Source organism: Mesorhizobium sp. M5C.F.Ca.ET.164.01.1.1 (genome assembly GCF_004792125.1).
Lineage (GTDB): Bacteria > Pseudomonadota > Alphaproteobacteria > Rhizobiales > Rhizobiaceae > Mesorhizobium > Mesorhizobium wenxiniae.
The window spans coordinates 1-307 of record NZ_SRTG01000443.1 but is presented as its reverse complement, the minus strand read 5'-3'; the positions used below and the strand labels follow the sequence as shown (position 1 = coordinate 307).

The 307-nt window shown below is 61.6% G+C and carries 1 protein-coding gene; it reads left to right on the top strand.

Annotation, left to right across the window (positions count from 1 at the left end):
* Positions 1-194: 194 nt before the first annotated feature.
* Positions 195-307: SDR family NAD(P)-dependent oxidoreductase (locus EN807_RS37770; protein ID WP_135938068.1), on the top strand; the 113-nt coding region annotated here is incomplete at its 3' end.

The following is a 307-nucleotide window of genomic DNA, read 5'->3' as shown; positions in this document are numbered from 1 at the left end:
CACCGACCAAGATGGCGTCGAGGGTCCCCAACTGGGAGCTGCATAAGTGGGTAGAAATGGAGGATGAGCGCCCTACGGGAACGACATCTGTGTGGGGCCGCAACTGGCGGTCACTGCAACGATTTGGCTCGGCCCTTCATTCCGCCCAAGGTCGATGGGCTGAGATCACAAGCGGTCATCGTGGAGAAGCTCTCGTGAAACTGGCAGCACGCACCGTAATCATCACAGGCGCCGCGGGCGGGATCGGCCGTGCCCTGGTCGATATCCTTGCCGCGGACGGAGACACTGTAGTTGCGGTGGACCTTCC